This window comes from Citrobacter sp. wls827, assembly GCF_005280875.1.
GTDB lineage: Bacteria > Pseudomonadota > Gammaproteobacteria > Enterobacterales > Enterobacteriaceae > Citrobacter > Citrobacter youngae.
Genome location: NZ_SZWR01000012.1, coordinates 229,070 through 233,697, shown reverse-complemented (window position 1 = coordinate 233,697; position 4,628 = coordinate 229,070). Strand labels below are relative to the sequence as shown.

5 protein-coding genes and 1 tRNA gene are annotated in these 4,628 nt (G+C 54.0%); 2 read left to right on the top strand and 4 right to left on the bottom strand.

What is annotated here, in order from left to right:
* Positions 1-34: 34 nt before the first annotated feature.
* The 4 genes from prfC to holD all read right to left on the bottom strand — a co-directional run bounded on the left by prfC (position 35) and on the right by holD (position 3,240).
* Complete coding sequence (prfC, locus tag FDX03_RS07995) at positions 35-1,624, bottom strand: peptide chain release factor 3 (protein WP_116360628.1); 1,590 nt, start codon at positions 1,622-1,624, stop codon at positions 35-37.
* Between the two features lie 92 nt (positions 1,625-1,716).
* Positions 1,717-2,397, bottom strand: a complete 681-nt coding sequence (yjjG, locus tag FDX03_RS07990; protein WP_137345820.1) for a pyrimidine 5'-nucleotidase — start codon at positions 2,395-2,397, stop codon at positions 1,717-1,719.
* 14 nt (positions 2,398-2,411) lie between these two features.
* The gene (gene rimI, locus FDX03_RS07985) at positions 2,412-2,858 is read right to left on the bottom strand and encodes a ribosomal protein S18-alanine N-acetyltransferase (RefSeq protein ID WP_003829985.1); all 447 of its coding nucleotides are present in this window, start codon (positions 2,856-2,858) and stop codon (positions 2,412-2,414) included.
* Positions 2,827-3,240: a DNA polymerase III subunit psi gene (holD, locus tag FDX03_RS07980; protein WP_048212778.1), complete on the bottom strand. Its 414-nt coding sequence runs from the start codon at positions 3,238-3,240 to the stop codon at positions 2,827-2,829. The genes rimI and holD overlap by 32 nt, the downstream gene beginning before the upstream one ends.
* Positions 3,241-3,342: 102 nt before the next feature.
* Here holD and rsmC point away from each other — a divergent pair, with 102 nt between their 5' ends.
* Together rsmC and FDX03_RS07970 are read left to right on the top strand one after the other, a co-directional pair.
* Positions 3,343-4,374 carry a 16S rRNA (guanine(1207)-N(2))-methyltransferase RsmC gene (gene rsmC, locus FDX03_RS07975; RefSeq protein WP_137345760.1) on the top strand — a complete coding sequence of 344 codons (1,032 nt, stop codon included), beginning with the start codon at positions 3,343-3,345 and terminating at the stop codon, positions 4,372-4,374.
* A gap of 139 nt (positions 4,375-4,513) precedes the next feature.
* Positions 4,514-4,600: transfer RNA gene (locus tag FDX03_RS07970), tRNA-Leu, on the top strand.
* Positions 4,601-4,628 lie beyond the last annotated feature (28 nt).

Sequence of the window (4,628 nt, the reverse complement as noted above, 5' to 3'; positions counted from 1 at the left end):
AGGGCACGGCGGATACCGTGCCCTGGAAGGTCGATTAGTGTTCGCGTGTTTTACGGAACTGAACGTCCGGGTAACGTTCCTGGGTGAGATTCAGGTTAACCATGGTTGGCGCGATATAGGTGAGGTTATCGCCGCCATCCAGCGCCAGCTGAATTTCGTTCTTACGCTTAAACTCTTCGAATTTCTTCACGTCAGAACATTCTACCCAGCGCGCAGTCGCCACGTTGACGGATTCATAAATCGCTTCAACGTTGTACTCACTCTTCAGACGTGAAACCACCACGTCAAACTGCAGCACACCGACGGCGCCTACGATCAGATCGTTGTTGGCGATCGGACGGAAGACCTGCACGGCACCCTCTTCTGACAGCTGAACCAGACCTTTCAGCAGCTGCTTCTGCTTCAATGGATCCTTCAGGCGAATACGACGGAACAGCTCCGGCGCGAAGTTCGGAATACCAGTGAACTTCATCATTTCGCCCTGGGTAAAGGTATCGCCGATCTGGATGGTGCCGTGGTTGTGCAAACCAAGAATATCGCCCGGATATGCTTCTTCTACGTGAGAACGGTCACCGGCCATAAAGGTCAGCGCATCGGAGATCACCACGTCTTTACCAATGCGCACCTGACGCATTTTCATGCCTTTCTCGTACTTGCCGGAAACCACACGCATGAAAGCAACACGGTCGCGGTGTTTCGGGTCCATGTTGGCCTGAATTTTAAACACGAATCCGGTGAACTTCTCTTCAGAGGCTTCGACGATGCGGGTGTCGGTTTTACGCGGCATCGGCGCAGGTGCCCACTCCACTAAGCCATCCAGCATATGATCAACGCCGAAGTTACCCAACGCGGTACCGAAGAAGACCGGGGTGATTTCGCCCGCAAGGAACAACTCATGGTCGAACTCGTTGGACGCGCCCTGCACCAGCTCCAGCTCGTCGCGCAGCTGCTGCGCCAGGTCTTCACCCACGGCAGCATCAAGTTCCGGGTTGTTGAGACCTTTAACAACACGCACTTCCTGAATCGTATGGCCTTTACCGGTCTGGTACAGATACGTTTCATCTTTATAAAGGTGATAGACGCCCTTGAACAACTTCCCGCAGCCAATCGGCCAGGTGATCGGCGCACAGCCGATTTTCAGTTCGTTCTCAACTTCATCCAGCAGCTCCATCGGATCGCGGATGTCACGGTCGAGTTTGTTCATAAAGGTCAGGATCGGCGTATCGCGCAGACGGGTAACTTCCATCAGCTTACGGGTCCTGTCCTCAACACCTTTCGCAGCATCGATAACCATCAGGCAGCAGTCCACCGCCGTCAGAGTACGATAGGTATCTTCGGAGAAGTCTTCGTGCCCCGGGGTGTCCAGCAGGTTCACCAGGCAGTCATGATACGGAAACTGCATCACAGAGGTGGTAATGGAGATACCACGTTGCTTTTCCATTTCCATCCAGTCAGATTTTGCATGCTGGCTGGAGCCACGGCCTTTTACCGTACCGGCGGTCTGAATGGCCTGTCCGAATAACAGTACCTTTTCAGTAATTGTCGTTTTACCGGCATCCGGGTGAGAAATAATGGCAAAAGTGCGGCGTTTGGCCACCTCTTGCAAATAAGGAGACAACGTCATAGTCAAATCTTCTTAGGTAAGCACGGCAACGGGCCGGGCAAGTTGAATACGAAAAATTGCGGCTATTTTACCCATCAACGGGGGGGAGGCAATCAGTGTTTACACAGGAGCTGCTCCAGTTCGCTTAATGACGTGACCGTCCAGGTCGGCTGAATGCCCTCTGGCTGCTCGCGATGATGCGTATTGAGCCAGCAGGTGGATAGCCCGGCGTTAATGCCGCCAAGAATATCGGACTCTGCGGTGTCACCCACCATTAGCACGCGAGAACGGTCAGGATTGCCCGCCTGCGCCAGCGCATGGTCAAAAATACGGGGGTCGGGTTTTGCCACCCCAACCTGCTCAGAAATCACCAGCAGATCGAAATAATCGCGCAGCCCCGTCCGATCAAGACGGATTTGCTGTAACGCCGTGAAGCCGTTGGTAATAATGCCAATTTTTGTTTTATCACGAATCGCATTGAGCAGAGAAACCGCCCCCGGCAACGGCGAGCAGATCTCCGCCATCGCATTGATGAATGCATCATTAAGCTGGCCCGGTTCAACCTTCAGGCGTTCGGCCCAGCTCTGAAAACGGGCATGCTGCAGTTGTAATGAGGTAATCGCGCCGTTTTGGTAATCCACCCACAGCGGTTTATTCACGGCCTGGTAGTCCTGAAAATCTTCAGCGGTAAAGGTAATGCTATAGTCGAGAAACATCCGCTGTAAGCCGGTAAACGAGTCAAATGTAAACAGCGTTTCGTCGGCATCAAAGAAAATCCAGTCCCACTTCTTCATCATTACACCTTGTCTTACATGCTGATTGGCAACGCCATGATGATGGCGTCTTCGTGACCATCGGCCGTTGGATAGTAATTGCGACGGATCGTCGCCTCGTTAAAGCCTAAGCTTTCGTACAGCGCGATAGCGGCGGCGTTTGAGGCGCGCACTTCAAGCCACAGCGTCAAAATGCCACGCTTTTCCAGCTCATCGATCAAATGCTCCAACAGCTCACGCCCCAGCCCACGGCGCTGAAAGTCAGGATCGACGGCAATATTGAACAGCGTAGCTTCATCCAGCACGACCTGCGTAATCGCAAAGGCCGCCATCACGTCATCAACCCTCAACTGAAAATTGAGGTAGCGATCGCCCTGGTTGCTGGCAAATGTTTTTTCACTCCAGGGAAAAGCGTGGGCGCGTTTTTCAATCTGAAATGCTGCGGGTAAATCAGTCGGTTCGAGGGAAGAAATCGTGTTCATATGCGCAGATTTGTTGCCATAACGCGGCGCGGGCCGCGGGGTTTTCCCGTAATTCATTAAACGCAGGACTCGCGACCTGAGCGCCCTCCAGCAGCAGCGGCTCTTCGGTTCCCAGCCGCCAGCTATTACAGCGACTACCTTGCGGCAGCATGGCGACACGGTCAGGCGTCAGTTGTAAAACCTGATCCGGGCTGACGGTTAATGCGCGTAAAATATCGCTCATCAATGGTTCGGTTAGCGCGGGTAACTGTTCCGCAACCATCACCAAACGGACATGCGCAGGAATGGAAATCGCGATTTCGCCCTGCAGTGCGCCAGGACGACGCAACGACCACTGCGTAATGCCCAGTTGCTGTAACTGCCAGTCTCGTCGGGATGTCATAGCGAAACGCTCCTGTAATCAGGGGCGCAAATATAGCAAATTTGTCGAATCCGTGCCATCAAACAACTATAATCCCCCGCTGTACAATTTAAGGAGCACTCCATGTCTGCTTTTACCCCGGCAAGTGAAGTCTTGCTGCGCCACAGTGATGATTTCGAACAAAGCCGTATTCTGTTTGCCGGTGATTTGCAGGATGACCTGCCTGCCCATTTTGAAAGCGCCGCCAGCCGTGCGCACACTCAGCAGCTTCACCACTGGCAGGTGCTTAACCGCCAGATGGGCGACAACGTCCGCTTCAGCCTCGTCGCTCAAGCCGATGACGTCGGCGATAGCGATACGCTGATCTACTACTGGCCGAAGAATAAACCTGAAGCCCAGTTCCAGTTGATGAACCTTCTTTCGCTGTTACCGGTGGGTACCGATATTTTTGTTGTTGGCGAAAACCGCAGCGGCGTACGTAGCGCCGAGCAGATGCTGGCCGAATACGTGCCGTTGAACAAAGTCGACAGCGCACGTCGCTGTGGCCTGTACCACGGTCGTCTGGAAAAGCAGCCGGTCTTTGATGCTGAAAAATACTGGGACGAATACCAGACTGACAATCTGACCATCAAAACGCTGCCGGGCGTATTCAGCCGTGACGGCCTGGATGTTGGCAGCCAACTGCTGCTCTCCACGCTGACGCCGCACACCAAAGGCAAAGTGCTGGATGTCGGCTGTGGCGCAGGCGTTCTCTCCGTCGCGCTTGCCAGCCACTCGCCAAAAGTGCGCTTAACCCTGTGCGATGTTAGCGCCGCCGCTGTTGAAGCCAGCCGCGCAACGCTTGCCGCCAACGGTATTGAAGGTGACGTCATCGCCAGTAACGTCTTTTCTGACGTGACGGGTCGCTTTGATATGATCATCTCCAACCCGCCGTTCCATGACGGCATGCAGACCAGCCTGGATGCCGCGCAAACGCTGATTCGCGGCGCGGTGCGTCACCTTAACAGCGGTGGCGAACTGCGAATTGTAGCCAACGCCTTCCTGCCTTATCCGAAAGTACTGGATGAAGTGTTTGGCTTCCACGAAGTTATCGCGCAGACTGGGCGCTTCAAGGTCTATCGCACCATCATGACGCGCCAGGCGAAAAAAGCGTAATTGTCTCGCAGCGAACGGCCATTCACGTGGCCGTTTTTGCATCAATCGGCCCAGCCTGGACAATTAACTATTGACGAAAAGTTGAAAACAACTAGAATGCGCCTCCGTGGTAACGATACTTTTTGAGTGTCGATGGTATGCGAAGGTGGCGGAATTGGTAGACGCGCTAGCTTCAGGTGTTAGTGTCCTTTCGGACGTGGGGGTTCAAGTCCCCCCCCTCGCACCATAATCCACGTTGATATTGCTCGCACTGG